At 43.0% G+C, this 24,827-nt stretch carries 28 protein-coding genes; 6 read left to right on the top strand and 22 right to left on the bottom strand.

Annotation, left to right across the window (positions count from 1 at the left end):
* Nucleotide 1 precedes the first annotated feature (1 nt).
* From ABXS85_RS05140 to ABXS85_RS05155, 4 genes are all read right to left on the bottom strand, one after another.
* A complete protein-coding gene (locus ABXS85_RS05140; protein WP_353669753.1) occupies nucleotides 2-631 on the bottom strand; it encodes a transglutaminase-like cysteine peptidase in 630 nt (209 codons plus the stop codon).
* Between the two features lie 67 nt (nucleotides 632-698).
* Nucleotides 699-992 carry a DUF1244 domain-containing protein gene (locus ABXS85_RS05145; RefSeq protein ID WP_353668965.1) on the bottom strand — a complete coding sequence of 98 codons (294 nt, stop codon included), beginning with the start codon at nucleotides 990-992 and terminating at the stop codon, nucleotides 699-701.
* A gap of 24 nt (nucleotides 993-1,016) precedes the next feature.
* Nucleotides 1,017-1,598 (bottom strand): tRNA-uridine aminocarboxypropyltransferase, encoded by a 582-nt coding sequence (locus ABXS85_RS05150; protein ID WP_353668966.1) that lies wholly within the window; start codon nucleotides 1,596-1,598, stop codon nucleotides 1,017-1,019.
* Nucleotides 1,599-1,803: 205 nt separating this feature from the next.
* A complete protein-coding gene (locus ABXS85_RS05155) occupies nucleotides 1,804-2,529 on the bottom strand; it encodes a pyridoxine 5'-phosphate synthase (RefSeq protein WP_353668967.1) in 726 nt (241 codons plus the stop codon).
* A 174-nt stretch (nucleotides 2,530-2,703) separates the two neighbouring features.
* Here ABXS85_RS05155 and ABXS85_RS05160 point away from each other — a divergent pair, with 174 nt between their 5' ends.
* The 3 genes from ABXS85_RS05160 to ABXS85_RS05170 all read left to right on the top strand — a co-directional run bounded on the left by ABXS85_RS05160 (nucleotide 2,704) and on the right by ABXS85_RS05170 (nucleotide 4,421).
* Complete coding sequence (locus ABXS85_RS05160) at nucleotides 2,704-3,378, top strand: DNA-3-methyladenine glycosylase I (protein WP_353668968.1); 675 nt, start codon at nucleotides 2,704-2,706, stop codon at nucleotides 3,376-3,378.
* A gap of 23 nt (nucleotides 3,379-3,401) precedes the next feature.
* Nucleotides 3,402-4,046, top strand: a complete 645-nt coding sequence (locus tag ABXS85_RS05165; protein WP_353668969.1) for a DsbA family oxidoreductase — start codon at nucleotides 3,402-3,404, stop codon at nucleotides 4,044-4,046.
* Nucleotides 4,047-4,226: 180 nt separating this feature from the next.
* Entirely contained in the window at nucleotides 4,227-4,421 is a 195-nt protein-coding gene (locus ABXS85_RS05170) for a (2Fe-2S)-binding protein (RefSeq protein WP_353668970.1), read from the top strand.
* Between the two features lie 15 nt (nucleotides 4,422-4,436).
* On the opposite strand, the gene bfr (ABXS85_RS05175) is transcribed toward ABXS85_RS05170, so the two are convergent.
* The 3 genes from bfr (ABXS85_RS05175) to parC form a co-directional block, all read right to left on the bottom strand.
* Nucleotides 4,437-4,901, bottom strand: a complete 465-nt coding sequence (gene bfr / locus ABXS85_RS05175) for a bacterioferritin (RefSeq protein WP_353668971.1) — start codon at nucleotides 4,899-4,901, stop codon at nucleotides 4,437-4,439.
* 9 nt (nucleotides 4,902-4,910) lie between these two features.
* Nucleotides 4,911-5,384, bottom strand: a complete 474-nt coding sequence (gene bfr / locus ABXS85_RS05180; protein WP_353668972.1) for a bacterioferritin — start codon at nucleotides 5,382-5,384, stop codon at nucleotides 4,911-4,913.
* Nucleotides 5,385-5,499: 115 nt separating this feature from the next.
* Nucleotides 5,500-7,806: a DNA topoisomerase IV subunit A gene (gene parC / locus ABXS85_RS05185; protein WP_353668973.1), complete on the bottom strand. Its 2,307-nt coding sequence runs from the start codon at nucleotides 7,804-7,806 to the stop codon at nucleotides 5,500-5,502.
* A gap of 286 nt (nucleotides 7,807-8,092) precedes the next feature.
* Here parC and ABXS85_RS05190 point away from each other — a divergent pair, with 286 nt between their 5' ends.
* On the top strand, nucleotides 8,093-8,815 hold the full coding sequence (locus ABXS85_RS05190; RefSeq protein WP_353668974.1) for a hypothetical protein: 723 nt from the start codon (nucleotides 8,093-8,095) through the stop codon (nucleotides 8,813-8,815).
* Here the strand turns inward: ABXS85_RS05190 and ABXS85_RS05195 are convergent.
* From ABXS85_RS05195 to ABXS85_RS05255, 13 genes are all read right to left on the bottom strand, one after another.
* On the bottom strand, nucleotides 8,812-9,699 hold the full coding sequence (locus ABXS85_RS05195) for a GNAT family N-acetyltransferase (RefSeq protein WP_353668975.1): 888 nt from the start codon (nucleotides 9,697-9,699) through the stop codon (nucleotides 8,812-8,814). The genes ABXS85_RS05190 and ABXS85_RS05195 overlap by 4 nt on opposite strands.
* A 355-nt stretch (nucleotides 9,700-10,054) precedes the next feature.
* On the bottom strand, nucleotides 10,055-11,014 hold the full coding sequence (gene lipA / locus ABXS85_RS05200; RefSeq protein WP_353668976.1) for a lipoyl synthase: 960 nt from the start codon (nucleotides 11,012-11,014) through the stop codon (nucleotides 10,055-10,057).
* Between the two features lies 1 nt (nucleotide 11,015).
* Nucleotides 11,016-11,660: a lipoyl(octanoyl) transferase LipB gene (gene lipB / locus ABXS85_RS05205; protein ID WP_353668977.1), complete on the bottom strand. Its 645-nt coding sequence runs from the start codon at nucleotides 11,658-11,660 to the stop codon at nucleotides 11,016-11,018.
* Nucleotides 11,661-11,966 (bottom strand): DUF493 domain-containing protein, encoded by a 306-nt coding sequence (locus ABXS85_RS05210; RefSeq protein ID WP_353668978.1) that lies wholly within the window; start codon nucleotides 11,964-11,966, stop codon nucleotides 11,661-11,663.
* A 24-nt stretch (nucleotides 11,967-11,990) separates the two neighbouring features.
* Entirely contained in the window at nucleotides 11,991-13,139 is a 1,149-nt protein-coding gene (locus tag ABXS85_RS05215; protein ID WP_353668979.1) for a D-alanyl-D-alanine carboxypeptidase family protein, read from the bottom strand.
* Nucleotides 13,140-13,220: 81 nt separating this feature from the next.
* Nucleotides 13,221-14,147, bottom strand: coding sequence for a septal ring lytic transglycosylase RlpA family protein (locus tag ABXS85_RS05220; RefSeq protein ID WP_353668980.1), 927 nt, complete (start codon nucleotides 14,145-14,147; stop codon nucleotides 13,221-13,223).
* The gene (mltB, locus tag ABXS85_RS05225; RefSeq protein WP_353668981.1) at nucleotides 14,134-15,189 is read right to left on the bottom strand and encodes a lytic murein transglycosylase B; all 1,056 of its coding nucleotides are present in this window, start codon (nucleotides 15,187-15,189) and stop codon (nucleotides 14,134-14,136) included. The genes ABXS85_RS05220 and mltB overlap by 14 nt, the downstream gene beginning before the upstream one ends.
* Nucleotides 15,189-16,310: a rod shape-determining protein RodA gene (gene rodA, locus ABXS85_RS05230; protein WP_353668982.1), complete on the bottom strand. Its 1,122-nt coding sequence runs from the start codon at nucleotides 16,308-16,310 to the stop codon at nucleotides 15,189-15,191. The genes mltB and rodA overlap by 1 nt, the downstream gene beginning before the upstream one ends.
* Entirely contained in the window at nucleotides 16,303-18,183 is a 1,881-nt protein-coding gene (gene mrdA / locus ABXS85_RS05235; protein ID WP_353668983.1) for a penicillin-binding protein 2, read from the bottom strand. Before mrdA ends, rodA begins: the two co-directional genes overlap by 8 nt.
* Nucleotides 18,184-18,192: 9 nt before the next feature.
* Entirely contained in the window at nucleotides 18,193-18,660 is a 468-nt protein-coding gene (gene rlmH, locus ABXS85_RS05240) for a 23S rRNA (pseudouridine(1915)-N(3))-methyltransferase RlmH (RefSeq protein ID WP_353668984.1), read from the bottom strand.
* Between the two features lie 11 nt (nucleotides 18,661-18,671).
* Complete coding sequence (gene rsfS / locus ABXS85_RS05245; protein ID WP_353668985.1) at nucleotides 18,672-19,025, bottom strand: ribosome silencing factor; 354 nt, start codon at nucleotides 19,023-19,025, stop codon at nucleotides 18,672-18,674.
* Between the two features lie 14 nt (nucleotides 19,026-19,039).
* Nucleotides 19,040-19,705, bottom strand: coding sequence for a nicotinate-nucleotide adenylyltransferase (gene nadD, locus ABXS85_RS05250; protein WP_353668986.1), 666 nt, complete (start codon nucleotides 19,703-19,705; stop codon nucleotides 19,040-19,042).
* Nucleotides 19,695-20,954 carry a glutamate-5-semialdehyde dehydrogenase gene (locus tag ABXS85_RS05255; protein ID WP_353668987.1) on the bottom strand — a complete coding sequence of 420 codons (1,260 nt, stop codon included), beginning with the start codon at nucleotides 20,952-20,954 and terminating at the stop codon, nucleotides 19,695-19,697. The genes nadD and ABXS85_RS05255 overlap by 11 nt, the downstream gene beginning before the upstream one ends.
* A gap of 131 nt (nucleotides 20,955-21,085) precedes the next feature.
* On the opposite strand from ABXS85_RS05255, the gene tsaA reads away from it, so the two are divergent.
* Both tsaA and ABXS85_RS05265 read left to right on the top strand, forming a co-directional pair.
* The gene (gene tsaA / locus ABXS85_RS05260; protein WP_353668988.1) at nucleotides 21,086-21,805 is read left to right on the top strand and encodes a tRNA (N6-threonylcarbamoyladenosine(37)-N6)-methyltransferase TrmO; all 720 of its coding nucleotides are present in this window, start codon (nucleotides 21,086-21,088) and stop codon (nucleotides 21,803-21,805) included.
* A gap of 8 nt (nucleotides 21,806-21,813) precedes the next feature.
* Entirely contained in the window at nucleotides 21,814-22,086 is a 273-nt protein-coding gene (locus ABXS85_RS05265) for a hypothetical protein (RefSeq protein WP_353668989.1), read from the top strand.
* 178 nt (nucleotides 22,087-22,264) lie between these two features.
* On the opposite strand, the gene rpsA is transcribed toward ABXS85_RS05265, so the two are convergent.
* Complete coding sequence (rpsA, locus tag ABXS85_RS05270; RefSeq protein ID WP_353668990.1) at nucleotides 22,265-23,950, bottom strand: 30S ribosomal protein S1; 1,686 nt, start codon at nucleotides 23,948-23,950, stop codon at nucleotides 22,265-22,267.
* Nucleotides 23,951-24,130: 180 nt separating this feature from the next.
* Entirely contained in the window at nucleotides 24,131-24,814 is a 684-nt protein-coding gene (gene cmk, locus ABXS85_RS05275) for a (d)CMP kinase (RefSeq protein ID WP_353668991.1), read from the bottom strand.
* Nucleotides 24,815-24,827: the final 13 nt, after the last annotated feature.

Here is a 24,827-nt window from a genome sequence, read left to right on the forward strand (position 1 = left end):
CCTAATTTGCCACCGTATTCAAACGGTTATTTAATTCTGTCCACAAACTTAAGCGGGAAGAGCCCCCTACCAGCACACCACGCCCCTTCTCTTTCGATAGCCATAAATTCTCTGCATTAAACGAATATATCGGCGATAAATCATTGCGTTTTGAGGCGGGTTTCAATTCTTTGTCGAGGTTGTCCAAAATCACGGGGACCGAAGTGGGCTTATGATAATAAGCCAATACCATATGATGCTGATTCAAGCGTAAGGCTTTCACATAAACCAAACGCAGTTTCTCATCCGGCACGCCTAATTCTCGCAAAGTAAAATACTTAGCAATGGTAAAATCTTCACAATCACCTGCTCTCATACCAAGAAATTCAATGGGCGTAGCCCAGTAATCTTCTTTTCCCCATAAATCAAGATCGTCCACAAAATCCATCTGATTAAAAAAATTATTTACCTTGGCTAACTTATCCGCCATTGAAAGATCTTTGGAATCATTTACTATTTCACGCCAAGCCAGTATGCGCTTCTCAGCATCAGCGCCATACACTTCAGCGGCTTGCTTGGCCAGTTTTCGGTATTTATCGGATATCTCAGCGTAGAGACATAAGGAAGGAAGCAAACAGGCGAGCAGGAACACGCCTATCAATATAGACTTATAATGGGGTACTCTCCATGACTCATTAGACCTACTTGTCGAGCCAATATTATGAGTTGTCTTTAGATTTAGCATTAAAAGCTGCTAATTGCTCAGGCGTTGCTTCTGGTTGATATTTTTTCTTCCAGCTATCATAAGGCTCACCATACACGTATTCACGAGCTTCATCGTAACTTACACTCATTCCTCGATCTTCTGCCGCGGAAACATACCATTTACTCAAACAGTTTCGGCAGAAACCTGCAAGATTCATTAAGTCAATATTTTGTACACTTTTGTTGTCGTCTAGGTGTTTTAACAAACGGCGCAACACAGCCGCTTCGATTTCAGTTTGTTTATCCATGATGTCATTCTCTTTATAGGGTTATCAGTTACCTTTATGCTCAGCAGGTTGTTGTCGCCACTGCCAGGTTTGCGCCTCTTGCATAAAGTTTCTAAGCGGTTGCATATCATCGCCCCGCAATTGCTCAATGCAATAAGAACAAGCTTCTAAGGTGGACAAGGCTTGTTCACTCGGTGCTTTACGAATCGCATAATTACTCTGTGGTGGTTGGGCAAAACTGATGCAAGTAAAATGTTGTAGTACCTTCTCTGTAAACAGCCATTTCTTAGCTTTGCGCCATGTCGCATCTAACAAGATTACCCCTTCTATGTTCGATTTTTCCTCAGCACCCAAGGTTTCGATCCAATGAGCCGATTGGCTAGGAAAAACTAGCCGCCAACGGCTCGCCATTAAGTCTGATAAGCTCGCTATTTGCGTCACACTGATGCACTTTACATTGGGCAATGCCAAACGCAACAAAGCGACGGTATTTTTCGCATGCTTGGCTTCTTTGGGATCTTGCACCACCAATATCTTAAGGTCAGTATTAAGTTGTACCAACCAAGGACAAACACATTGGCTTTGCAGAAAACCACACTTATCACAAGATTGGCGTCGCTCAGACACATCACTCCCCATTAAAGCCTTGTTACTCTTTTAGAATAGCAGCTTAAGGAAAGCTTCTTGCCAATATGCTTATATTGGACAGCGAAACTTGCCTCGAATAAAAGACAGTTATCCACACGCTGACCCCTACATGGATGTAGGGCATTAGGGCAGCGCAGGAGCACGCTGCCGTAGTCAGTGGACTTGTTCGTACCTTCCTTAACCATCAAGCCAATTTTTCTAAGTAGGCTTTGATCACTTGATCCCAGCCAAGATCCAAAGCTTCTACCGTCAACGCATGGCCAATAGAAACTTCGGTAATGTGACCTGGATCACACAAGGCCGCCACATTTTGTAAATCCAGATCGTGACCTGCATTCACTTCTAACCCTGCAGTTAAAGCAGCTTGAGCGGCTTGTTGATAATTTGCCAAAACCTCTTCTGCTTGATCCGTACCAAACGCATTAGCATAAGCCTCTGTGTACAACTCGACACGATCCGCACCAACCTCTTTCGCTAACGCCATATTTTCTGCTACAGGATCCATAAACAAGACCACACGAATGCCCTTTTGTTTCAATTTGGCAATAACAGGACGTAAGGCATCCTGATCGCGAGACAAATTCCAGCCATGGTCCGAAGTCAGCTGATTTGGATCGTCTGGCACTAAGGTACATTGATGAGGCTCTACTTCTAACACCACATTTAAAAACTGTGCATCAGGAAAGCCTTCTATGTTTAATTCGGCTTGCGGATACGCCTTAAGCAAGGCCTTTAAATCATGAGCATCTTGATAGGTAGCATGACGCTGGTCGGGTCTTGGATGAATGGTGACACCAAAGGCACCAAGTTGGAGAGTACGTTCTGCCATTTGTATCATATTAGGATAATCGCGACCGCGAGAATTTCTTAATAATCCAATTTTGTTCAAATTAACGCTTAAATGTGTCATGTCTTACTGTCTCGATTCGATCATTTTGCCGCATTATAAAACAAACTCTGCTTTGCCAATACCAAATCTGGCCATGACAGAGTAAAACTCATATGAAAGCCTAGCTTTACCCATTTCTTCTGACGCTTTGTGGTAAACTCCCTAGCCTCTCTTGACTGGTTCTTGGAGCCTTGCATGACATACGAACGCTTCGACGATATATACCAACGAGCAGCGCAGCGCCACGGTGGTGAACAAGCTTTAGAACAGAAACTGAGTAATCCCTTATCGAGTGCTCAGCTGAGTAAACTAAGTGATGATAGATGGTTAGCGGCTTTTAGCCAAAAAGTGTTTCAATCTGGCATCAGTTGGCAAGTGGTACGAAATAAATGGCCCAATTTTGAAGACGTTTTTTTCAAATTTGATATTGAAAAAATGCTGCTGATTCACGATGAAATGTGGGAAGAAAAGGCCAAAGACCCGCGTATCATTCGCCATTTTGGTAAAGTCATGACCATTCGTGATAACGCTATGATGATTCATGATTGCCAGCGTCAACACGGCTCCTTCAGCCAATTTGTTGCCAACTGGCCAAGTGACCAGATTGTTGAGCTGTGGAAGTATCTAAAAAAACATGGCGCACGCCTAGGTGGAAATACCGGCCCTTATACCCTTCGTAGCATGGGCAAAGATACCTTTTTGTTAACCAAGGATGTGGAAGGCTATTTACGTCACCACCACATTGTTACCACTGGCAAAGACACACAAGCGGCGTTACAAGCAGCACAACAGGCGTTTAACCATTGGCACCAAGAATCGGCTCGCAGTTACACGGAAATCAGCCAATGCATTGCCCTCAGCATTAATTAATTCAAACACATTTAGGAGATTTCATGGCCGATCTACGCATCGACATTATTTCGGATTTAGTCTGCCCATGGTGTTACCTTGGTTACTCAAGGCTCAAACAAGCCATCGATCAGTTAGGCGAAGATTATAAAATTGACATTCGTTGGCAACCTTTTGAGTTGCATCCAGACATTCCATTAAGTGGTGCAGATCGTGATGGGTATCTAAGTGAAAAATTCGGCAGTCAGGAAAAACTGAATGAGGTAAACCATGCCTTACAGCACGTTGGAAAGGAAGCCGGTATTGAATTTAACTTCTCTGAAAAAGATCGCGTACCAAACACTAAGTTAACTCATCAATTTATGTTAGCAGCGAGCAAAGCCTCTCTAGCGACACCTTTTGCTCTGGCACTCTTTTACGCCTACTTCACCAATGGCGAGGATATTGGCACATTAGCCGTACTGAAAAAAACCGCACTGGAAACTGGATTACAAGTAGAAGACATAGAATACGCCACCAGTGATAAAGCCAAACGTCTAACCGAGAAAAAACTTCAACACCTTCGCCAAATGGACATTCAATCTGTTCCAACTTATGTTATCAACGACAAATATATGCTTCATGGTGCTCATGATCCTGAATCCTTTTTAAAGGTATTACATGACATTGCAGCGAAAGAAATCCAGTAGTTACTGCACAACTTTCCCCTGATTTACAGAGAAAAAAATGGGAGGCAATCGGCCTCCCATTTTTTTACTTCAGAAAAACTATCAATACTCTCAGGTTAATAAAAATTTTAATGTTGATAATCATTCACATTAAAAATAGAATCGAATCATATAAACACTAATGAGAGTAATTTTCATTCCATGTACGTATGTATCTGCAACAAAGTATCTGATAAAGACATTAAAGCGTCTGTTCAGCAAGGCGTGACTACCATGCGTGATCTATACAAAGAACACAGCATTGGTAGTCAATGTGGCAAATGTTGCCAATGCGCTAAACAGGTGCTGAATCAAGAGCTAATCAAAATAGCAGAATGCCAATCAAAAGTTGCTTGATCCAATACATCCGTCTTACATCTGAGACTGTAGATAGTTTTCAATTCCTGAAGTTTTAATCAATTGTTGCTGAGTTTCCAGCCAATCAATCTGTTCTTCTTGCTCTTCCAGAATTTTTTCCAGCGTATCACGGCTCATGAAATCCAACTTTTGCTCACAAAGGTCAATAGCGGATTTAACGGCGTCAATAGTCGCTAATTCAAATTCTAGATTTGCGGAAATCATTTCTTCGCTGTTTTCACCAATACGAAGACGGCCCAAGTCTTGAAGGTTTGGTAACCCCTCCAAAAACAAGATTCGTTCAATCAAACGGTCTGCGTTTTTCATTTTCTGGATAGAGGTTTTGTAATCCGCTTTATCCAAAGCTGAAAAACCAAAATCCTTAAACATACGAGCGTGAAGGAAATATTGATTAATTCCCACCAACTCATTTGCCAACACTTTATTTAGACTGGCAACAACGTTGCGATCACCTTTCATAATCGACTCCTAGCTGCCCATCTGAGATTGGTGGTAATTCTGCATACCCACCTTATCCATGAGTCCAAGCTGCTGCTCTAACCAGTAAACATGATCTTCTTCTGTATCAAACAAAAGTTTTTCCAAGGTTTCACGAGTTTGATAATCACCCTCATCTTCACAGATTTTGATCGCATCGCGAACGCAAGCAACCACTTCTAATTCTAGAGTCAGGTCATTTTGCATCATGGATTTAACATCAGAACCTATTAGCAAATCACGACGCTTTGTCATGCAAGGTACACCTTCCAAGAACAAAATACGTTTGATTAACCAATCAGAGTGCTGAGTCTCTTCTTCCATTTCATGGTTCAGACGCTCGTAAAGCTTATTCAAGCCCCAATCGTCATACATACGAGAGTGAATGAAGTACTGATCAATTGCTGCTAACTCGTTAGCCAACAATGCATTCAGACTATCAATTACTTTCTGACTGCCTTTCATATTTCTCTCCTCATCGTTTGCTCTAACTTCAACATCAAAATAGAGCTAAGTTAACACCTATTATTAAGGGTTGTGACCTAGGTGTTATTCAGTCACAACCCTTTTTATCTACTGACTAGCGATCAAACAGATCGGCGTCGGTAGAGGAACTGCTAGCAGTGAAAGCTTTGCCTTCACCTACTTTTACTTCTAACCCGTCGACTCGCTGGAAACCTCTTGGTAATTTCAAACCACGTCGGCCACGCTCCCCCATGTATTCTTGCAAGTCTTTTTCGGCAAAGTTAACAAATCGTTTACCAGACAAGGCCACCAATAGATCATCAGGTTGAACACATGCCATTGCCACCACCAGCTCTTCTCGTTGTGCTGCACGAGCACTCGGAATACTGATCATCTTATTGCCTTTACCCTTCGCCATTTGCGGTAACGAAGCGACATCGAATACTAACATACGACCCTCGTTAGATATTGCAACAACGCGTCCCGTTTCCGTGTTAGCCACAGCAACCGGTGACAATACTTTGGCTCCAGCAGGCAAGGTTAAAGTGACTTTACCCGCTTTATTTTTAGCATATAAATCCTTTAATTGCGCAATAAAACCATAACCGGCATCACTGGCAACCAGATAATGCGCTTCTTCTTTATCCAGAACCGCTGCGACAATCGTAGTGCCCTTTTCTAAACTGATACGGCCAGTAATAGGCTCACCTTGGCCACGCGCCGATGGTAGTGAGTGGGCTTTAATCGAATAGGTGCGGCCATTAGAGGCAAATAGCACCAGGGTTTGATTTGAACGACCTTTGGTGCTGATAAGGTATTCATCACCCGATTTATAACTCAAACCTTGCACGTCGATATCATGACCTTTCGCCGCACGAATCCAGCCTTGCTTCGAAATCACCACTGTAATTGGGTCATTCGACATCAAGTCTTCTTCACTGAATGCCTGCGCTTCTTTGCGAGCCACAATAGGAGTACGACGCTCATCACCATAAAGATCAATGGCTTCTTGAATCTCATCACTGATCAATTTTTTCAATTTACGATCGGAAGACAATAAACCTTCAAGGGTTTTTCGCTCTTTTTCAAGCTCGTCCTGCTCTCCCTTAATGCGCATCTCTTCCAATTTCGCCAAGTGACGTAATTTCAATTCCAAAATGGCTTCAGCCTGAACATCACTTAAGCCAAAACGTGCCATCAACTCCACTTTTGGTTTGTCTTCATTACGAATGATTTCGATCACTTCATCTATGTTTAGATAAGCAATTAACAAACCTTCCAAGATATGCAGACGATTTAGCACCTTATCCAAACGGAATTGCAAACGCTTACGCACCACATCAATGCGGAAGCGCAACCATTCAGACAAGAAACTTTTTAATGGCTTGACCTGTGGCAAACCATCTAAGCCAATGACATTCATGTTTACACGATAGGATTTTTCCAAATCCGTTGTGGCAAACAAATGTGTCATAACGGCGTCCACATCGACTCGATTGGACTTAGGAACAATGACCAAGCGAGTTGGATTTTCATGATCGGATTCATCACGTAGATCCACCACCATAGGCAGTTTCTTAGCCTGCATTTGCGCCGCGATTTGTTCTAATACCTTGCTACCAGATACTTGATGAGGAAGTTCAGTGACAACAATTTCACCCTCTTCCATATCGAAACGAGCACGGGCTTTGATTTGCCCTTTTCCGGTTTCGTACAATTTCACAATGTCACTACGGGATGTGATGATCTCTCCACCGGTTGGAAAATCTGGGCCTTGTACGAAGTTCAAAAGGTCATCCAACTCAGCATTAGGATTATTCAATAAATGAATACACGCTTGACCGACTTCTGTGAGGTTATGAGGTGGGATGTCGGTTGCCATACCCACCGCAATACCCGTTGTACCATTCAATAACAGATTAGGCAGACGCGCTGGCAAAACAGCAGGCTCTTGCAGGGTACCATCAAAATTGGGCACCCAATCGACTGTTCCTTGTGAGACTTCTTTGAGTAAAACATCGGCGTATTTAGACAGACGAGATTCCGTATAACGCATGGCGGCGAAGGATTTTGGATCGTCTGGAGCGCCCCAGTTACCTTGACCATCAACCAGCGGATAACGATAGGAAAAAGGCTGGGCCATCAATACCATGGCTTCATAACAAGCACTATCACCGTGAGGGTGAAATTTACCTAACACGTCCCCGACAGTACGAGCCGATTTTTTGTATTTAGCTGTCGCCTTCAATCCGAGCTCACTCATAGCATAGATGATGCGACGCTGAACAGGTTTTAAACCATCACCTATATGAGGCAGAGCACGATCTAGAATGACGTACATGGAATAGTTCAAATAGGCTTTTTCTGTGTAGTCTTTTAATGAAAGGGTTTCATTCGACTCGAAATTTGACAACTCACTCAAGCAAGCATTCCTTCTTCTATCATTGATTTCTTTTCGCTAAGCTAGCAAAGGCTTTAAATCTCTTGGCACAACTATAAAGAAACACCCTGAGGTACTGCAACACTCAAAACAAGAATATAATGCAAGGGATATTGTCTCATGCTTTAATTAAAGAAGGTGAGAATAAGTATTCTTAACATGAGTCTTATCAGAGAAACGGTCGAATCACAGCAAGAGTGAGCAGGAATGTGAATACCTTCCTTAACATAACTTATCCTTCCTTAATAACATAAATACAAGGCAAAAGATGGCGAGTCAGGCAAACCAAGATACACTCCCTGTTATTCAGTATCCTCTATATGGTGACAGCGAACGTATTATCATACATCAGCAAGACGATGTCATGATCCTTCATGAAAGACTCAGCCAAGAAGCCACGCCTACCCGCTTATATCAACCTGCACAAGCAAGCTTTTTATTCTTGCTAACAGGTGAAGTTCACGTACAAAGTCAACAGCACGCAGTGAATATAAAAGCTCAGCAAGGCGTTTGGTTTCCCATTAACCAAACCAGCGTCTTAACCTTACTCACACCTAGCGCCAGCCTTTGCGTGATCCGTTTTAACAAAATGAAAGCAAATTCTATACTGCCTGACACGCTACAAAAAGTGTCTAGCGGTGCAGTAGACAGTCAGATTGAAAAGAAACAGGTACAGGTTTGGCCCTTATGGGAAACGAAAGAAACACGCATTAGCATTGAAAAATACCCAGCAAAATACAGCGAAGCAATTTATTATCAGAAAAACGCGATGCATTACATTTTGCCATTACAAGGACAAGCCTATTTAGCCAATAAGCAAGCGGCGGCTTCCCTTTGTTCTGAATGGGGTCAAGTTATCCCAGCGAAACGAGCCAGTGCCGTTCTCAATCCCAATGAAGAAGTCGTCATCCTACTCTCATTGGTAATATCAAAAAAAGCACAATTAAAAGGACGGGTGATAGTGCTAAATCGCCCCAATTCATTGTCTTAACGCAAAATTAACGCCGTCAAAATGTGATCTTCCCAGCGACCATTGATCTTAAGATAATCCCTCGCTGTACCCTCTTTTTCAAAACCAAGACGGCTGAGTACAGCCGCACTTCGTTCATTTCTCGGCATATAGCCGGCCTGAATGCGCTCGATGTGCTGTTCCTTACTCATATATTGGATACCTGCCTTGAGCATTTCCGTCATTAAACCTTTACCTTGCTCTTGTTGTCGCAAACTGTAACCCAAATTACAGGCTTGAAACACACCTCGAACGATATTGGAATAGTTACTGTAAGCCAGCATCTTGCTTTCATCTGCATTCAGTAAGCAGAGTACACATGATTTATCTTCTAGAAACTCCCGTCGCATTTCCCGAACCCTTAGCTGACAAGTTTCCATTGAGTAATAAGCCTCATTTCTCAATGGCTCCCACGGTGCCAAAAAATCCCTCTCGTCATTCACATAATCAAACAGCAGATGCGCTTGAGATTGCCCTAACAAGCGCAAGATTCCACGTGGCGTTTTCATGTAGGGAAAACGCAAGTTTTGCTGACCAGCATTTGAACTTTTAAACGACATATCCTGATTCACGGTACAGAGTTTCATTGAATACTCTTGATACCAAAAATGCTCCCCCAAAGACAACACCCGTCGCAACATTTCATCATCCTGCCAAGCCTTTGCTTGTGAGGCTTCTCGCCAATAGGTAATCAGACTGTAGATCTCCCCATAGCAGGATTCTTCCCCCATATAGCCTGGTTTGTCTTTGGCCATCATTAAAAGCTTTTCAATCATGATGCGCTGAGTTAAATCATCCAGCATTAATTTGATAGAAATCACAACGGCAAAATATTTTTCTTCCTGTGTGGAACTAAATACTGTCATGAAACCTCTAAGTAAGTAATTTTGATGCGTTTGTATGTGTCTTTATTAAGGGTAAGGTCAGTCATTCATCGCTTTTACGACATTCACGCAACTGACTTAAGTATTTACTCTTTTTCATCTATGGCATTCGTATAGACATCTTACAATGCCAAGAAAGGAATGCCATTGCTGTCTTAATCGCTGCTTTGTCATTCACCATACTTTATTAATTGTCCCCTTTATTAATAAAGTTAAGGATAGCTTGATGCCCGCCTTGTGCGGGCTTTTTTTTGCGATCTTCTGTTGCCATAAAAAAAGCGAAGTTGAATCACCTTCAAACTTCGCTTTTTAAAGTCATTATAGATCAAGCTTACCTTTAAGAGACTCTCTCACCATGAGCTTGTTTGTCTGCATGATAAGATGAACGGACCAAAGGCCCACAAGCAGCATGGGTAAACCCAAGCTCTTTGGCGACTTCCTCATAACGAGCAAACTCTTCTGGTGGCACAAAGCGCGCCATTGGAAAATGGTGTTTAGAAGGTTGCAAGTACTGACCTATGGTCAGCATATCAACATTATGAGCACGAAGGTCTTTCATCACCTCAACGATCTCTTCAAAGGTTTCTCCCATACCGACCATCAAACCTGATTTGGTAGGTACATCTGGACAACGGTCTTTGAAATTCTTCAATAAGTCTAATGACCACTGATAATCCGAACCTGGGCGAACTTGGCGATAAAGACGCGGAATCGACTCCAAGTTATGGTTAAACACATCGGGTGGTGCCTGCACCAAGGTTTCCACCGCAACCTCCATACGACCACGGAAATCTGGAACCAAAGTTTCAATTTCAATGTTTGGACTGGCCGCACGGGTTTCACGAATACAATCCACAAAGTGCTGTGCCCCACCATCACGCAGATCATCACGGTCAACAGAAGTGATAACAACGTACTTCAATTTCATGTCACGAATGGCAGCCGCTAACTCTTTTGGCTCATCTGGACTTAATGGATTTGGACGACCATGCGCTACATCACAGAAAGGGCAGCGACGAGTACAAATCTCACCCATGATCATGAAGGTTGCTGTACCATTACTGAAACATTCACCTAAGTTCGGACAATTTGCTTCCTCACACACAGACGCCAATTTGTGCTCACGTAACGTACTCTTGATACGTGCTATCTCTGGAGAAGCTGGCATACGAACTCGCAACCATTCAGGCTTACGAGGAATCTCTTCTGTCGGTACTATTTTAATCGGGATACGTGCCATCTTATCGGCGCCACGTAGCTTTTCCCCTTGAACAACGCGTTTGCGTTCTGCTGTCATTCTAGTTCCACCCTTGTTGGATAGTCGGACTGGTGTATCCGAGGTGTTCAGCCAGCTGATTGGCCAACTGAGTCTTTATATCAGACATGCTTACATCTGCTTTCAGACGCTGCATATCAATCATCTGTAACCCTTGATAACCACAAGGGTTAATGCGATTAAATGGTGTCAGGTCCATATCGACATTTAACGCTAAACCATGAAACGAACAACCACGACGCACCCTCAAACCCAAGGATGAAATCTTCTGTTCATCCACATACACTCCCGGTGCATCTGGTTTGGCATAAGCGTCAATGGCATTTTGCGCCAACACTTTGACGATAGATTGCTCCAGCACAGTTACCAAATCTCGCACACCAATACCGAGACGCTTCAAGTCAATCAACACATAGGCAATTAATTGTCCTGGACCATGATAGGTGACTTGCCCACCGCGATCAGCTTGATAAACTGGAATATCTCCGGGCGCTAACAGGTGTTCTTCTTTTCCGGCTTGTCCTTGAGTAAACACAGCTGGATGCTCAAGTAACCATATTTCATCTGCATCTTGCTTGGTTCGCTCTTGGGTAAACAGCTTCATACGCTCCCAAGAATCTTGGTACTCCACTAAACCAAGATCACGGCATATCAAGTCTAATGTCATTTATAAAACCATCTTAACTGCGTTCACTGCCATTAGATCAGCATGTAATGCAGACAATTGTGCCTCACTTTGGGCAACAATACGGAAACTGAAACTAACAAATCGCCCTTTACTAGAACGGTTTGTGGTGACAGCATTTGGATCCATTTCCGGAGCATGCGTCTTAAAACACGCTACTATGTCAGCATGAGCCCCTTCAGTATCCATAGACACGACTTTGACAACATAGTTATCGCATGGAAACTCTATCTTTGGAGCATCAGTTTGTTTACCAACCTGATTACCCTCTTTTGTGATTAACGCCATTTATTTACCACTGGCCTCTCGGGCTTAAAATAAGTTCGCAAAGAAAAGACGAATGTTATCAAATAAGCGTTTGAAGAAACCACCCTCTTCTACCGCTTCTAATGCAACCACTGGGTGCTCAAGCAAAACGTTATCTGGTGTACCTACAATCACAGTACCCAATACATCACCGACTGCAACCGGAGCGGTAATTTCTTTTTTCATATTCAGTGTCGCTGGCAAAGAATCCCCTTGCTGACGAGGAATGGTCACCAACACATCTTCAGCAAATCCTACTTTTACGGAATTTTCACTGCCACCCCATACCCGTGCATTATTAACAACTTGACCACGGCTATATAACTTACGAGTTTCGTAGTAACGGAATCCGTAATCTAATAATTTCTGTGAATCTGCTGCACGCGCTTGATCGGATTTTGTGCCCATTACCACACTGATTAAACGGGTACCATTACGCACAGCAGAAGCGGCTAAACAATAACCCGCTTCTTCCGTGTGACCTGTTTTCAAACCATCCACGGTTTTATCACGCCACAATAACTTATTACGGTTAGGTTGATTTATATTGTTGTATTTAAACTCTTTTTCAGCATACATCTTATAGTTTTCTGGAAACTGCAAAATAGTAGCGCGAGACAACTTAGCCATATCAAGAGCACTTGAATAGTGCCCTTCAGCTGGAAACCCAGTTGAATTCACAAAATTGGTATTATTCATACCCAATAACTGCGCATGTTGGTTCATTAAATCGGCAAATGCCGATTCATTTCCGGCAATGTATTCCGCAGCAGCCACACTAGCATCGTTACCAGATTGAATAATAATGCCACGCATTAGATCTTCCAAAGATACCTTGGTACCTTCACGAATAAACATTCGTGATCCTTTCATACGCCATGCTTTCTCACTAACCTTAATCTGATCAGATAAAGACAGGTTACCTCGCGCCAACTCATATTCAATGATATAAGCCGTCATCAGCTTAGTTAAACTGGCTGGCGGGTATTCGTTCTCTGCGTTATGAGAAACCAAAACATCTCCTGTGTAGGCGTCCATCAGGATATAACTTGTTGCTGACAATTGTGGTGGTGTTGGAATTAATGCTGGAGAGGCCGAAACAGATGTACATACAAGGCCAAATACAAGTGAGAATGTCGCGAAAAGTTTTTTCATACCCAAAAAAGTCGTCTTCCAAAAAATGATTGTGAATAATACTAGAGCACAACTGGAATCTCTAGCCCAAGCCCATGCGCCTTACGGAAGTAAAGCTACTCTTACGGAATCTCCAAATCCGCTTTCAAGTAGCTTTCCTTGCCACTTTTGTAACTCATTAGCCTCTTTATAAGGGCCAACTAGCACTTTATAAAGCCCATCGCCTTGCTGATTTACTTCAACGCGAATATCTGTATCAAAAGCTTCAAACAAACGATGCTTTAATTTCTCAGCCGATTCTTGAGAATTAAAGGCCCCCAATTGCAAATGGGTAAAGACCACTTCAGGCGCCTTTTCATCAGCCCCTTGCGATACGGCTGAAGCCTTATCTGGCAAGGCTTGCGGTGTCTCGTCTAGAACTTCATCTGGCTGGTAAGACTGACCTTTTTCTGGGGTGATCGCCTCGACTCGCACTCTTGCCAACCCTTTTTTATGGTAATCCAACCGCACCGCTGCCGCATACGAAAGGTCAATTAAGCGATTACCATGAAACGGCCCTCTATCGTTCACTCGAACAATCACTGAGCGACCATTATCCAAATTGGTTACTTTCAAATAAGTTGGTAACGGCAAGGATTTATGGGCGGCAGAAAATGCATACATGTCATATATTTCCCCATTTGAGGTTTTATGACCATGAAACTTCTTGCCATACCAAGAAGCCGTTCCTTCTGCACTGTATCCTTTAGCTGAATCCATTACCCAATATTTTTTACCCCACACTTCATAAGGGCTTTTATTTCCGCCACGGCTTTTCGGCTCCCATTTTGGAATCAGATCAGGTAGATGATCCACTTTCACATCACCACTAGGCCCATGATCTTGCAAAATGCTATAACGACCACCGCCAGAGGCTTTATCATAATCTATGTCTTTATCGTCATACCCCAAAACGTGGCGAGTACTCATACAACCAGTCAACATCATGCCAAATACCATTATGACAAGCAGTAGTTTAATGCGTTTCATAGGCCTCTATACTTTTCGCCAATTCCAATACTGACATGGCATAACGTCGACTCGGATTATAGTCCATCACAGTAAAGAAATTTTCATAAGCCAACCAGTAAGACATTTCCTCTGGTGCAGTGCGCAAACCAATTAAACCCGTTTTATCAGAAGAAAATTGCTGCGTCGGCATCACATTTACAGCAGACCACTCTTCAATTTCCTTGCTAGGTCTTCGACCTTTATTAATTTCTTCTTCCACCACCAAAGGATCCGACACCTTAGCAGTAACAAACCAAGGTTGATTTTGTCGCCAACCGTGGTGTTTTAAATAGTTTGCAACACTGCCAATGGCATCTGCTTCTGAACGCCATAAATCGATTTGTCCATCTTGATCATAATCGATGGCTAATTTCTGATAATTACTTGGCATGAATTGCACCATGCCCATCGCACCACTATATGACCCTTTTGTTTCGCCAATGTTCCATCCTTTAGAGCGAGCGAGTAACAAATACGCTTCTAATTCACTTTGAAAATAGTCTTTACGTCTAGGGTAATCAAATGCCAAGGTCGTCAATGATGTAAATACATCTTTGGAGCCAGTAATACGGCCATAGTAAGTCTCGACACCAATCAAGGCGACAATAACATGGGAATCGACACCAAACTCTTGTTGCGCTTTAGTCAGCCACTTGGCATTACGCTGGGCAAATTTTTGACCCGCTTTCATGCGATCTTTATTCACGAAGCGCGTTTTATATTGATAGTAAGGAATGAGTACTTCAGGTTGGTTATCCGATTTTTCAATCACTTTAGGACGCACTTTGATATGCGAGAAGGCCAATTGCAGCCTCTCTTTATCGTAACCATGCTGATTAACCATTTTATTGATAAAAACTTGTACTTCTGGATAACCAGCATAAGAATCTGCCCAAGCCTTTGGCATATCCTCCAGCAAAGCGTTACTCACACCTGAGTTGGCAGGCATATCCTTTTGCTCAACAGCGCTGCATGCGGTTAACCCTATCGCAATAAAAACCGAAGCTGCTAGCTTAAACATTATCTCGCTCTTTTATGTGTTTGAATCGACATTAAAATTCCAAAGGTCGCCATAATGGTAATGATTGATGTACCACCATAGCTGACTAAAGGTAAGGGTACCCCAACTACGGGCAAAATTCCTGAAACCATACCAATATTTACAAACATATAAACAAAAAATGTCAGAGTAAGACTACCTGCTAACAAACGCGCGTAGTTATCCTCTGCCATGGCTGAAATGTAAAGACCGCGCGCAATAACAAGAAGATATGCAAGAATCAGTAAACCGCACCCCAGCATACCAAATTCTTCCGCTAACACGGCAATGATAAAATCTGTGTGGCTTTCTGGTAGGAAATCCAGTTGCGCTTGAGTACCTTCTAACCAACCTTTGCCATAAATACCACCAGAGCCTATGGCGGTTTTTGATTGAATAATATTCCACCCAGAACCTAAAGGATCACTTTCTGGGTTAAGGAAGGTTAATACCCTTTGCTTCTGATAATCGTGCATCACCTGCCACAGACTAAAACCTGCAATGGGAGCGAGCGCCGCAGCACCAAGAATATAGCGCCAACCAAGGCCAGCTAGAAATAAGGCAAAAATACCGGATACCGCTACCAATAATGACGTACCAAGATCAGGCTGTTTGGCAATTAATAACACTGGAGCCACAATCAAAATAAGCACAGTCACTATTTGTTTAAAACTCGGCGGTAACGCTCTATCAGAAAAATACCAAGCCACCATCATAGGCATCACAATTTTCATGATTTCAGAAGGCTGGAAACGCAATCCACCGGGTAGTGGCAACCAGCGCTGAGCACCTTTTGCTCCAACACCAAACAGCAAAACCCCAATGAGTAGCAAGGAAATAAAAATATATAAAGCGGGCGACGCTCGTCGCATGTATTTAGGCGGCAGTTGCGCCAGCACTAAACACACCATTAAACCTGCCGTGAAACGAAAAATTTGACGTTCAATCATAGCCGCATTCTGTCCAGAGGCAGAATAAAGCACAAATAATCCACCACCAATCAACAAGAACAAGGAGCCAATCAATAAAATATCAATGTGCACCAACTGCCAAAGTCTGGCATTGGCAAAGACCAGCACGCGACGATATAAGTTCTCACTCATTATCATTCCCTTTTAAGTAGTCATAGTGGGCTGGATATTTATCATAAAGATACGCATCAAATAACTTTTTCGTTAAATCCGCCGGTTTCGAACTGCTACCACCGTTTTCAAAGATGGCAAATACCGAAATTTTAGGATCTTCAGCAGGCGCAAAGCCGATGAATAAGGCATGATCATGTAAACGCTTATCCAGTTTTTCAGAGTCATACTCTTCGTCTTCCTGCAAACTAAATACCTGCCCAGTACCCGTTTTACCAGCAATAACATATTCAGTTCCTTGTAAACGTCGCGCCGTTCCTAGTGAATCGGTAATCACCTTACGCATGGCTTTAACCATTTTTTCCCAATTACGCTGATCCTTTAGAATAATATCGTGCTCACCACCTAAATCGTCTTCGAATTCAACTGGCTGATCACCCAAAGTTTCAGCCATACGTGGATAGAAATAACGTCCTCGGCTCGCCAATGCAGATGTAGCTGAGGCAATTTGCATAGGTGTTGCCACCATAAAGCCCTGACCGATACCCACATTTACCGAGTCTCCTGGGTACCAAGGCTCTTTGTATTTGGCTTTTTTCCACTCATTGGATGGCAATAGGCCTGTACTATCACCGTTTAAGTCCAAAATGGTACTGCGACCAAAGCCAAATAAAGATAAAAAACTATGAATAGGCGTAATGCCCATCTTATTCGCCAGCTGATAATAATAGGTATCCACTGATTCGATAATAGAGCGCTCTAGGTCAATCCAGCCATGACCACTACGTTTCCAGTCACGATAACGACGCCCATCTGGGTTGATTTGATAATAGCCTTTGGCAAAATAACGTTCTGTCCATGAAGCAAAACCGTAATCCAGTCCCGCCAGCGCCATAAAGGGTTTAATGGTTGAGGCTGGTGGATAACCACCACGTAAGGCTCGGTTAAACAAAGGTAGCTTTTTCGACTGTCTTAATTCTGAATAATCCGCTACAGAAATACCACGAACAAACAAGTTAGGATCAAAACCCGGCTTCGACACTAAAGCCAATACCCCACCATTTTTTGGATCAATGGCAACCACAGCCCCTTTATAATCACCCAGTAAATCATAAGCGTATTGCTGTAATCTGGCGTCTAAATACAAATGCAGATCTTTTCCAGGAATGGGTGACTGTTGCTCTAATTGAGACATGATGCGACCACGCGCATTCACTTCCACCTTACGAAAGCCCGCTTCACCAAACAAGGCTTTCTCGTAATAGCCTTCTATACCTGTTTTACCGATAAACAAGGCACCTTGATAAGCTTGCTTATCAACCTTTTCTAGATCACTTGCAGTAATACGGCCCACATAGCCCACCGCATGGGCAAAGGCTTCACCATAAGGATAATAGCGAGTTAATTGAGCTTCGACTTGCACCCCATCTAAGCGATACAAATCAACAGAAACGCGAGCCCATTCTTCATCGGTTAGTTGAGATTTTAATGTAATAGACTGATAAGGACGGCGGTATTCTTTAAGGCGATCCTCAAAGTTTTCCCATTCATTGTCTGAAATGTCGATGATTTTAGACAACTCTTCTTTTAGATCGACAAAATTGTCCACCCGCTCAGGTGTAACGGTCAAACTGTGAATAGGACGATTGTCTGCTAACACTAAACCATGACGGTCATATATCAGTCCCCGCGGCGGTGGTTCGGTGACCAGCATTACGCGGTTATCATCCGCTTTGGTTTGATATAGCTCGTATTCTATGACCTGAAGGTAAAAGAGACGAGCCATCAAAGTAGAGGCCAACAAGAGCACGAAAATGGCAGCCGCAATGACTCGATTCTGAGTTAAACGCTGCTCCTGACGGTAATTACGAAATTGCTGATGTTGACGGCTCACCTACTACACCTACCTGTGATATGGATGATTGTTCATAAGGGTCCAAGCGCGATAAATCTGCTCGGCTAAAATGACTCTCACCATAGGGTGAGGTAAAGTTAAGCGTGATAGTGACCATGCTTGATCAGCTCGGGCAGTACATCTTGGATCCAAACCATCCGGCCCCCCGACTAACAGACAAACATTGTAGCCATCCATACGCCATTGTTCTGCCTGATCAGCTAATTGTTCAGTCGACCACTCTTTGCCAAGCACTTCCATTGCAATGACCTTATCACCCGCGGGAATCGCATCAAGCATGGCGTCCCCTTCCTTACGAACGGCTTTAGCAATATCCAAGTTTTTTCCACGCGGAGACATTGGAATCTCTACAGTTTCTAGAGCAAAATCTTTCGGAAGCCGTTTTACGTAGTCCTCATACCCCTGAACTACCCATTTAGGCATTTTATTTCCAACCGCTATCAATCGCACACGCATCTAACGAAGCCTTACATCTTTTCTGGCTTAATATCCCACAACTTCTCAAGATCATAAAAAGCACGAGCTTCTTCTGTCATGACATGCACAACCACATCATGCAAGTCTACCAAGACCCAATCATTACCCATATCCCGTCCCTCAGAACCTAAGGGCTGTAAACCTTGCTGCTTTAAATGCTCAAATACATTTTGTCCTAAAGCATGCACGTGCCTTTTTGATGTACCAGTACAAATCACCATGTAATCCATCATGTCGGTATGGTCGGACACATTCAACACAGTGATCTTGTCACCTTTGACATCTTCTAATGCTTCGACAGCAAAAGCTAAGATTTGATCCGCTGTGAGATTAATTTGACTCATAAATTTACACTATCCTATCGATATAATTGATTTTTTTCTATGTAGTTTTGCACAGGCTCTGGTAACAAATAAGCGATTGACTTACCTTGACGCGCCAAAGTTCGAATCATACTCGACGAAATTCCTAATGGCGTTAAGGTTTCAAACCACACCAGACCTGAAGGCGTGCATTGTAACTCATGCGGCGAGGCGGCACGATAGTTTTCACAAAAGCGGCTTAACTCAGAAATGAGATCCGGCTCCCAACCTGGACGAGAAACAACAAAAAGATGGGCGTATTTAATGAGGTCTTGCCAATTATGCCAAGTCGGTAGAGACAAAAAACTGTCCATTCCCAACACCATAACCAGAGGTTCATCTGCACCAACTTCAGCACGAATATCTCGCAAGGTGTCCGCGGTATAACTGGGGCCTTCACGAACAATCTCCCTAGCGTCTACTGACAAACCGGGATGACTGCTGATGGCCAAGTTCACCATATCCAAACGCTGTTGCGGAGTGACACTAGGCTGTCTTTTGTGGACTGGCTGAAAACAAGGAATTAACTTGAGGTTGGCATAATGATAGCCATCAAGAATATCCACTGCGGTGCGGAGATGACCATTATGGATAGGATCGAAGGTCCCCCCCATAATGGCTACCCCTTTACGAGCTGACGGATTAGGCAAATCAATTGTCACGGGTATGACCATCACCCAGTACTATGTACTTCTGGCTGGTCAGCCCCAATAAGCCAACTGGCCCACGGGCATGAATTTTATCTGTCGAAATACCTATCTCTGCACCAAGGCCATATTCAAAACCATCAGCAAATTGAGTCGATGCGTTAACCATCACTGATGATGAGTCCACTTCGGCCATAAAAATACGAGTTTTTGAATAATTTTGAGAAACAATTGCGTCCGTATGATGTGAACCATACTGATTAATATGAGCAATCGCTTCATCCAAACTCCCTATCACTTTGATCGATAATTTAGGAGCCAGATATTCCGTATACCAATCTTCTTCCGTCGCTTTGACAACTGATGAGATAATAGCTGCGGTTTGATCACAACCAACCAATTCAACACCTTTTGCAGCAAGCATTTCCCCTATACGAGGCAATAATTGCGATGCAATCTCTTGATGTACCAACAAAGATTCCATAGCACCACACACACCATAACGACGTGTTTTAGCATTGATGACGATTTTATAAGCTTTATCAAGATCTGCTTCATTATCCACATACACATGACAATTACCGTCAAGGTGCTTGATCACAGGCACACGAGCATCGGCGCTGATGCGTTCAATCAAGCCTTTACCACCACGCGGAACAATTACATCCACAAATTCTGGCATAGTAATCAGTTTTCCAACCGCCTCACGATCTGTGGTATTAATAACCTGTACCGCATCAGCAGGTAAACCTACTTTTTCAAGCCCCTCAGAAATCGCTTGCGCAATGCATTGGTTTGAGTAAAAAGCTTCTGATCCGCCACGCAAAATGGTCGCATTGCCTGACTTTAGACATAAGCTCGCCGCGTCAATAGTCACGTTTGGACGCGACTCGTAAATAATACCTATTACTCCCAGTGGAACGCGCATCTGACCACGCTGAATACCCGATGGCAAATACGCCATATTGGAAATTTCTCCTACTGGGTCCGGCAAAGAAGCCACCTGCTTAAGACCTGCTATCATGCCATCAATGCGCGCATCGGTTAATTGCAAACGATCCAGCATAGCGTCATCAAGACCTTTCTCTTGACCATTTATCATGTCTTTGGCATTTTCTTCGATCAATCTGGGGCGAGCTGTTTCCAACGCATCAGCCATAGCAAACAAAGCCATGTTCTTTTGTTCTGTTGATGCTTTTGCAAGCAATCGAGACGCCGCTCGCGCCTGCTCCCCTATTTGATTCATGTAAGCTTCTAAAGACATTGTTTATCTCTAATTAAAAGGTAAAAACACACACTTGATCACAAAAGCGATCAAATATTTTTTCTTAAAACAGTATACTATCACAATAATTTTATTCGTTTTGTGCCGTTTTACTTGAAAAGGAAGCCACCTTGTCTTCAACTGACCCCTTTGTACTTTCTAGCATAGGCATTATACATTCTTGCTATAAAGAAAAATTTGGCATTCCCAGACAACCGGGGTTGGTCAGCATGGCGACGGCTCAGCTTGAACTGCTTCCACCTTACAATAGGCTCGACGCATTAGAAGGCCTATCTGATTACTCCCATATTTGGATTCAGTTCATATTTCATGCCTGTATGCAAGAAGGTTGGAAAGCCAAAGTACGCCCTCCAAGATTAGGTGGAAAAGAAAAAGTAGGGGTATTTGCCACGCGCTCAACCCATAGACCTAACCCGATCGGTTTATCTGTGGTGAAACTTGGCAAGATACACCATCAAGGCAAACGCATCCTGATTGATTTGCACGGTGCCGACTTATTAGACGGCACCCCTGTTTTGGATATTAAGCCTTATTTACCCTATGCGGATTGTGTCAATGAGGCGACCAGTGAATTTATCCCTAGCGAGCCCCGTAATCAATTAAAAGCCGTTCGTTTTAGCGACAAAGCCAATAGCCAATGCCAAGCTTTCTCAGCAAGCATGGAAAAAGACCTTTATACTTTAATTGAACAAATTCTCGCGCAAGACCCTCGGCCATCGTATCTCTCGGATCAAACTGGTCGCGAACATGGCACTCGTTTATGGAACCTCAACATTAAGTGGCAAGCGCAGAAAGATTACTTTGAAGTAATCAGTATTGAAAATACATAGGTGAGAACATGATTAAAAAAAACTTTCTCAATACTTATAAAAAAATCAATCAGCTCAATCCACAAGCAAACACAGAGAGTAAGGCGTTAGAAGACACTAGCGCCGACAAGCCGAACATTTATCGCTCAAAAGAAGATGAACGCCTGATCAAGGAATTTCATTTTGCCAAATTTCAGAAAAACTTAGATAACACTAAGAAAAACAATAAGTTAAAAGAACTTCTAGAAAAAGAAGAATGGAATGAAGAAGACGTGAAGACCCTATTAGACTCGCTTAACTAATAATAGACTGGCTATACCCATGGTTATCCACATGTTCTGTGTATAGTTTTATTGTCAAGAAAATAGCACAAAAAAACACCTCCAGTTTATAATTATTTGATGTAAAGCACCTTTCAATGGTCATAAAAAAAGCGAGCCCTAGGGCTCGCTTTTTTAGTTAGACAATAGAGCAAGTATATTACTCTTGGCCTTCTAGTTGAGCTTTGATCAAATCACCGATAGTGGTAGGACCATTAGCTTCAACTTGCTGTTGCTTCTCAGAGTGAGATTTCAACGCTGCTTTCTCTTCGCTAGCATCTTTCTGCTTGATAGAGATAGCGATTGTACGAGCTTTACGATCAACATTGATGATCGCTGCTTCTACAGAATCACCCTCTTTAAGAGCAGTGGTTGCATCTTCAACACGCTCACGGCTGATTTCTGATACTTTAAGTGTTGCTTCAACACCTTCAGCAAGAGTCACAACCGCTGCTTTCGCATCAACTTCAGAGACAGTACCTGTTACGATAGCGCCTTTGTCGTTTTCAGCAACATAAGCTAGGAAAGGATCTTCTTCTAGCTGTTTAACACCTAGAGAGATACGCTCACGTTCAGCGTCGATAGACAATACAACTGTTTCTAGCATATCGCCTTTCTTGTATTGACGAACTGCTTCTTCACCCGCTTCGTCCCAAGATAGGTCAGATAGGTGAACCAAACCGTCGATGCCACCGTCAAGACCGATGAATACACCAAAGTCAGTGATAGACTTGATGGCACCAGAGATCTTGTCGCCTTTGTTGAAAGATGTTGCAAATTCTTCCCATGGGTTCATTGTACATTGCTTGATACCCAAAGAGATACGACGACGTTCTTCGTCGATATCAAGAACCATCACTTCAACTTCGTCACCGATTTGAACAACTTTAGATGGGTGAATGTTCTTGTTTGTCCAATCCATTTCAGAAACGTGAACAAGACCTTCAACACCTTCTTCTAGCTCAGCAAAGCAACCGTAGTCAGTTAGGTTAGTGACCTTAGCAGTAACTTTGGTGTTCTCTGGGTAACGTGCTTTGATAGCAACCCATGGATCTTCACCCAATTGCTTAAGACCTAGTGATACACGGTTACGCTCACGGTCGAACTTAAGTACTTTAACATCGATTTCATCGCCAACTGCAATGATTTCGCTTGGGTGCTTAATGCGTTTCCAAGCCATGTCAGTGATGTGAAGAAGACCATCAACACCACCAAGATCAACGAATGCACCGTAGTCAGTAAGGTTCTTAACGATACCTTTAACTTCTTGACCTTCTTCAAGAGAAGCAAGCAATGTTTCACGCTCAGCGCTGTTAGTCGCTTCCATAACGGCACGACGAGAAACAACAACGTTGTTACGTTTTTGATCAAGCTTGATAAGTTTGAACTCTAGATCCACACCTTCCAAATGAGATGTGTCGCGGATTGGGCGAACATCTACCAAAGAGCCTGGTAGGAAAGCACGGATGTTAGCGATATCAACAGTGAAGCCACCTTTAACTTTACCGTTAATCACACCGTGAACGATGGCATTTTCTTCGTAAGCTTTTTCAAGCACAGACCAAGTCTCTGCACGCTTAGCTTTTTCACGAGACAGTTTAGTCTCACCGAAACCATCTTCAACAGCGTCAAGTGCAACTTTTACTTCATCACCGATGTTTAAGTTGAACTCACCACTTTCCGTTAGGAACTGAGAACGAGGAATTACGCCTTCAGATTTAAGACCTGCATGAACAGTTACCCATTCATTGTCAATATCAACAATAATACCAGTAACAATTGAGCCAGGCGCCATTTCAACGCTTTGTAGGCTTTCTTCAAACAGTTCTGCGAAGCTTTGAGTCATTGTATTTCCTATATAATCGGCTTAGAGAACTAAGCCTTAACCACACTGCCAGCAAGATGTGGGTCAGTTTTTATAAAATTTGCGATGCAGGCATACTGGCCCCCACATCGACTTGTTTAATATTTGATCTATTTTAGCACACTTAATAGGTAAAAAAGAATACACGCAAAAAAGAACAAGCTATACAAAACCCGCCTTGGCTGTTTCAGCAAGGAGAATCTCGACAACTTGTTCTATGCTTAAGTCAGTGCTATCAATTACCAAGGCACCTGCAGCCGGTACCAGAGGTGCGATCGGACGATTCGCGTCACGTTCATCACGCTCTTTAATGGCGCTTACTAATTCGTCTAGATTAACAGTTTCACCCTTTTGCTGCAATTGCAGAAGACGTCTTTGTGCACGTTCTTCCGCGGAAGCCGTTAGAAAAATCTTAATTTGTGCCATTGGGAAAACAACTGTCCCCATATCGCGGCCATCTGCAACTAAACCGGGCATCTGAGCAAAAGCACGCTGACGCAGTAAAAGTCCCTCACGCACTTCCGGTATGGCCGCTAACTTTGATGCAGCATTACCAACCTCTTCTGTACGTATTGCTTGAGTAACCACTTCACCTTCAAGGATGATTTCCACCTTTCCTTCTGATGACTGCTGAAACTGAATATCCAAATGTTCAGCCAATACCTTCAGAGTTTCTACATCATTTTCAGACATACCGTGGTGTGACACTGCTAAAGCTAAAAGTCGATACAAAGCACCACTGTCTAATAAATGCCATCCCAGTTTTTCCGCAACTAATTGACTCACGGTGCCTTTACCTGCACCGCTTGGACCATCAATGGTAATGACTGGGCTTTGGTTAATCATAACTCTTCCTCTT

Source organism: Marinomonas sp. THO17, from assembly GCF_040436405.1.
GTDB lineage: Bacteria > Pseudomonadota > Gammaproteobacteria > Pseudomonadales > Marinomonadaceae > Marinomonas.

Coding starts and splice junctions, on each gene's coding strand:
- ABXS85_RS05145 (WP_353668965.1), bottom strand. CDS start 992: ATGGATAAACAAACTGAAATCGAAGCGGCTGTGTTGCGCCGTTTGTTA.
- ABXS85_RS05155 (WP_353668967.1), bottom strand. CDS start 2,529: ATGACACATTTAAGCGTTAATTTGAACAAAATTGGATTATTAAGAAAT.
- ABXS85_RS05160 (WP_353668968.1), top strand. CDS start 2,704: ATGACATACGAACGCTTCGACGATATATACCAACGAGCAGCGCAGCGC.
- ABXS85_RS05165 (WP_353668969.1), top strand. CDS start 3,402: ATGGCCGATCTACGCATCGACATTATTTCGGATTTAGTCTGCCCATGG.
- ABXS85_RS05170 (WP_353668970.1), top strand. CDS start 4,227: ATGTACGTATGTATCTGCAACAAAGTATCTGATAAAGACATTAAAGCG.
- bfr (WP_353668971.1), bottom strand. CDS start 4,901: ATGAAAGGTGATCGCAACGTTGTTGCCAGTCTAAATAAAGTGTTGGCA.
- bfr (WP_353668972.1), bottom strand. CDS start 5,384: ATGAAAGGCAGTCAGAAAGTAATTGATAGTCTGAATGCATTGTTGGCT.
- ABXS85_RS05190 (WP_353668974.1), top strand. CDS start 8,093: ATGGCGAGTCAGGCAAACCAAGATACACTCCCTGTTATTCAGTATCCT.
- ABXS85_RS05195 (WP_353668975.1), bottom strand. CDS start 9,699: ATGACAGTATTTAGTTCCACACAGGAAGAAAAATATTTTGCCGTTGTG.
- lipA (WP_353668976.1), bottom strand. CDS start 11,014: ATGACAGCAGAACGCAAACGCGTTGTTCAAGGGGAAAAGCTACGTGGC.
- lipB (WP_353668977.1), bottom strand. CDS start 11,660: ATGACATTAGACTTGATATGCCGTGATCTTGGTTTAGTGGAGTACCAA.
- ABXS85_RS05210 (WP_353668978.1), bottom strand. CDS start 11,966: ATGGCGTTAATCACAAAAGAGGGTAATCAGGTTGGTAAACAAACTGAT.
- ABXS85_RS05215 (WP_353668979.1), bottom strand. CDS start 13,139: ATGAAAAAACTTTTCGCGACATTCTCACTTGTATTTGGCCTTGTATGT.
- ABXS85_RS05220 (WP_353668980.1), bottom strand. CDS start 14,147: ATGAAACGCATTAAACTACTGCTTGTCATAATGGTATTTGGCATGATG.
- mltB (WP_353668981.1), bottom strand. CDS start 15,189: ATGTTTAAGCTAGCAGCTTCGGTTTTTATTGCGATAGGGTTAACCGCA.
- rodA (WP_353668982.1), bottom strand. CDS start 16,310: ATGAGTGAGAACTTATATCGTCGCGTGCTGGTCTTTGCCAATGCCAGA.
- rlmH (WP_353668984.1), bottom strand. CDS start 18,660: ATGCGTGTGCGATTGATAGCGGTTGGAAATAAAATGCCTAAATGGGTA.
- rsfS (WP_353668985.1), bottom strand. CDS start 19,025: ATGAGTCAAATTAATCTCACAGCGGATCAAATCTTAGCTTTTGCTGTC.
- ABXS85_RS05255 (WP_353668987.1), bottom strand. CDS start 20,954: ATGTCTTTAGAAGCTTACATGAATCAAATAGGGGAGCAGGCGCGAGCG.
- ABXS85_RS05265 (WP_353668989.1), top strand. CDS start 21,814: ATGATTAAAAAAAACTTTCTCAATACTTATAAAAAAATCAATCAGCTC.
- rpsA (WP_353668990.1), bottom strand. CDS start 23,950: ATGACTCAAAGCTTCGCAGAACTGTTTGAAGAAAGCCTACAAAGCGTT.
- cmk (WP_353668991.1), bottom strand. CDS start 24,814: ATGATTAACCAAAGCCCAGTCATTACCATTGATGGTCCAAGCGGTGCA.